At 72.3% G+C, this 4,588-nt stretch carries 1 protein-coding gene and 1 pseudogene; both read left to right on the plus strand.

Going from position 1 to position 4,588, the window contains the following annotated elements; translation table 11 throughout:
- A partial coding sequence (locus ABD256_RS43920) for an SDR family NAD(P)-dependent oxidoreductase (RefSeq protein WP_344432327.1) occupies positions 1–2,852 on the plus strand: 2,852 nt, incomplete at its 5' end.
- A gap of 58 nt (positions 2,853–2,910) precedes the next feature.
- Positions 2,911–4,588 (plus strand): annotated as a pseudogene (locus ABD256_RS43925) (beta-ketoacyl synthase N-terminal-like domain-containing protein); the annotation flags it as partial.

Here is a 4,588-nt window from a genome sequence, read left to right on the forward strand (position 1 = left end):
TCGCTGCTGTGATCGAGGAGATCGACGCGGTCATGCCGGTGCGGGAGGTGATGTTCTCCGGCGATTCGCTGGATGAGACCGGGGTGACTCAGCCGGTGCTGTTCGCGTTCGAGGTCGCGCTCTACCGGCTGCTGGAGTCCTTCGGGATCACCCCGGCGGTGGTGATGGGCCATTCGGTGGGGGAGATCGTCGCGGCGCATGTGGCTGGGGTGGTGTCGCTGGGGGATGCGTGCATGCTGGTGTCGGCGCGGGCGAGTTTGATGCAGGCTCTACCCAGCGGTGGGGCGATGGTGTCGCTTCAGGCCACGGTGGACGAAGTGGAACCGTTGCTGGACAGCATGGTCTCCATCGCGGCCGTGAACGCCGCCGACGCTGTGGTGATCTCCGGTGACGTCGAGGCGGTGGAGCGGATCGCGGCGACCGTGGCCGGGTGGGATCGTAAGACCACGCGGCTCGCGGTGTCGCATGCGTTCCATTCGCCGTTGATGGAGCCGATGCTCGACGAGTTCGCGCGCGCGATCGCCGGGCTACGGCTGAGCGAGCCGACGATGCCGCTGATCTCCAACCTGACCGGCACGCTGGTGACCCCTGGCCTGGTGACCGATCCCGGCTACTGGGTCCGCCACGTCCGGGAAGCCGTCCGGTTCGCCGACGGCGTGCGCGCACTCGACGCCGACCTGGTGCTGGAGATCGGGCCCAAGGCCGCACTGGCGGGAATGGTCGCCCGCACCACCGCGATCCCGGTCACCGCGACCGGCCGCAAGGGTGTCGACGAACCCACCGCCGTGCTCACCGCGCTCGCGAACCTGTGGGTCCACGGCACCCCCATCGACTGGACACCCGCCTACACCGGCCTCCACCCCCGCCACACCGACCTGCCCACCCGCGCCTTCACCCACACCCACTACTGGCTTTCGCCGAAGAAGGCGGCGCCCGAGGTTCAGGCGGACCCGGCGGGAAAGCGGTTCTGGGACGCCGTGGGGCGGCTGGACATCGACCTGCTCGCCGGGGAACTCGGCGTCACCGACCGGGCCGCGCTCGACGCGCTGGTGCCCGCCCTGTCCTCGTGGCGGCGGCGTCAGGACGACCTGCTCGCCCAGGACGACCTGTGCTACCAGGCGAGCTGGGGGCCGGTGGAGGTCAGCGGGGCACCGTCCGGGCGGCGGCTGCTCGTGGTCACCGCGACCGGCGACCGGCGCCCGCTCACCGAAACGGTGACCTCGGCGCTGACCGCGCGCGGCGTCGAGGTCGAGACGATGGAACTCGACGAAGACGCCTGCGATCGTGCCGCGCTCGCCGGACGGCTGACCGCGCTCGGCGACCGGTTCGACTGGGTGGTGTCGCTGCTCGCACCCGCCGGGGAGGAGGAGCCCGATCTCCGCCTCACCACCGCGACGATGCTGCTGTTCCAGGCACTCGGCGACGCCGGGAGCACGGCGAAGTTCTGGTGCGCGACCAGGAACGCGGTGACCCTCGCGGCGGGCGGTCCCACCGGGGACCCGCGCCAGGCGCCGCTGTGGGGCCTCGGCCGCTCGGCCGCGCTGGAAAACCCCCGTCGCTGGGGCGGTCTCGTCGACCTTCCCGCCGCACCCGCCGCCTACGAGGTGGCGCGGCTCGCCGACATCCTGTCCGGCGGGGGAGCGGACAGCGAACTGGCGATCCGCGCGCATTCGGTGTTCGCGCGCCGCCTCGCCCGATACCGCACGCCCGAGGCGACCTGGCGTCCAAAGGGGACAGTGCTGGTATCGGGCGGCACCGGCGCGCTCGGCGCCGAGGTGACCGGCTGGCTGGCAGCCAACGGCGCCGAGCACGTGCTGCTGCTCAGCCGCGGCGGCACCGAACAGGACTGGATCGCCCGGCTCCGCAAGGAACACGGCACGGAGATCACGGTCGCGGCGTGCGACGTGTCCGATTACGACCGGCTAGCCGAGGTGATCGACGAGATCCCCGAGGCGTATCCGCTGACCGCGGTGATCCACGCGGCGGGCGTGCTCGACGACGGCATGTTCGAGGTGATGACCCCCGAGCAGCTCGCGGTGCCGCTGGCGCCCAAGGCCGTCGGCGCGCTCAACCTGCACCGCCTGACCGAGAAGCACGCGCTCGACCGGTTCGTGCTGTTCTCTTCGGTCGCTTCGACCTGGGGCAACGCCGGGCAGGCCAACTACGCGGCGGCGAACGCCTACCTCGACGCGCTCGCCGGCTACCGGCGGGCGCGCGGGCTGACCGCGACGACGATCGCGTGGGGCCCGTGGGGCGAGGGTGGGATGGCGGCCAGCGAAGCCGTGTCGCAGCGCATGGCGCGGGCGGGGCTGACCGGGCTGCGGCCCGTGCAGGCACTGGACGTTCTCGGCCGGGTCCTCGGCGCGGACGCCACCGCGGTCACGGTCGTCGACGTCGACTGGGACCGGTTCCTCCCGCACCTCACCGCGATCCGGCCGAACGCGCTGCTGAGCGCGTTCGCGACGGCCGACGAGGAGGCCGTGCCCGCCGAAGAGGGGCCGTGGGCCGATCTCGCTGGCCTGAAGCCCGCCGAGCGCGCGCGGGCGGTGCTGACCGCGGTGCGCGCCGCGGTGGCCGCGGTCCTCGGGCACCGCTCGGCCGAGGCCGTCCGCGCCGACCAGCGGTTCGCCGATCTCGGGTTCGACTCGCTGACCGCGGTGGAACTGCGCAACCAGCTCATCGCGGCCACCGGCCTGGACCTGCCCGCGACGCTGGTGTTCGACCTGCCCACCCCCGGGCACCTCGCGGAGCACCTGGACCGCGCGCTCGCCGGGGAGGCGCCAGACGAGGACGAGTTCGCCGACCTGGACGCGGACGAGCTGATCCGCCTGGCGCTCGGAGAAGACCGATGAGGGAGCACGAATCATGACCGGACCGACCGCTTCCGGCGACGGCAAGTCGGCGAAGCTCGTCGAGGCCCTGCGCTCGTCGTTGCGCGAGAATGACCGGCTTCGCAAGGCCAACGACGAACTGACCGCCGCGTCCTCCGCCGCGGCGGACGCCGTGGTGATCGTCGGCATCGGCTGCCGGTTCGCCGGTGGCGTCACGTCGCCTGCCGGGCTGTGGGATCTCGTCGCGAGTGGGACCGACGCGGTCACCTCGATGCCGACCGATCGCGGCTGGAGCGCGCGAACCGAAGGGGCGGGCGCCTTCCTCGACGGTGCCGCCGGGTTCGACGCGGAGTTCTTCGGGATCTCGCCGCGCGAGGCCACCGCGATGGACCCGCAGCAGCGGCTGATGCTCGAATGCGTGTGGGAGGCCCTCGAAGGCGCGCACGTGGATCCGTTGTCGCTCAAGGGATCCGATACCGGTGTCTTCCTCGGGTCCAGCCTGCACGACTACGCCCGGCACGTCCGCGGCGTGCCGGAGCTGGAAGGTCTCCTGGCGACCGGCAACGCCGCGTCGGTGCTGTCCGGCCGGGTCGCCTACGTGCTCGGCGCCGAAGGACCGGTGCTGACCGTCGACACGGCGTGCTCGTCGGCGTTGGTGGGGCTGCACCTCGCGATGCAGGCGCTGCGGCGAGGTGACTGCTCGCTCGCGCTCGCCGGTGGCGCGACGGTCATGACGACCGAGGACATGTTCACCGAGTTCGGCAGGCAGGGCGGTCTCGCCGCGGACGGCCGGTGCAAGGCGTTCGCGGACGGCGCGGATGGCACGGCGTGGGGTGAGGGTGTCGGTGTGCTGGTGGTGGAGCGCTTGTCGGACGCGCGGGCCAAGGGGCATCGGATCTTGGCGGTGGTGCGGGGTTCGGCGGTGAACTCCGATGGTGCGTCGAATGGGTTGACGGCGCCTAATGGTCCGTCGCAGCAGCGGGTGATCCGTGCGGCTTTGGCGGACGCTGGTCTTGAGGTGTCTGATGTGGATGCGGTGGAGGCGCATGGGACGGGTACGAAGCTGGGTGATCCGATCGAGGCGCAGGCGTTGCTCGCGACCTATGGGCAGGATCGGGAACGTCCGCTGTTGCTGGGGTCGGTGAAGTCGAACATCGGGCACACGCAGGCGGCCGCCGGGGTGGCGGGCGTGATCAAGATGGTGGAGGCGCTGCGACGCGGTGTGCTGCCCGCGACGTTGCACGTGGACGCGCCGTCGTCGCATGTGGACTGGTCCGCCGGTGGCGTCGAGCTGCTGACCGAGACGCGGGAGTGGCCGGAGGCGGGGCGTCCGCGCCGGGCCGGGGTCTCGGCGTTCGGGATCTCGGGCACGAACGCGCACGTGATCCTGGAGCAGGCTCCCGAGGTTTCCGTCCCCGAGGTCCCGGACAGCGATCCGGTGGTGGCTTGGGTGCTTTCCGGCCGGGGCGCGGGTTCGGTGGCGCGGCAGGCGGCGCGGCTGGCCGGGGTCGCCGCGGACGCCGGAGTGTCCACTGCGGACGCGGCGTGGAGCCTGGCGACCGGGCGTGCCGCGCTGGACGAGCGCGCGGTCGTGGTCGGTGCCCGCGCCGGACTGGTGACGGGGCTGGAATCGCTGGCGCGGGGCTCGGACGAGGCGCTGGCGGAGAACGTGGTGGCCGGGTCCGTGGGTGCTGGTGGTGGTGTGGTGTTCGTGTTCCCTGGTCAGGGTTCGCAGTGGGTGGGGATGGGGCGGTTGT

The sequence above is a fragment of the Amycolatopsis minnesotensis genome (assembly GCF_039529815.1).
GTDB classification, from domain to species: Bacteria; Actinomycetota; Actinomycetes; order Mycobacteriales; family Pseudonocardiaceae; genus Amycolatopsis; species Amycolatopsis minnesotensis.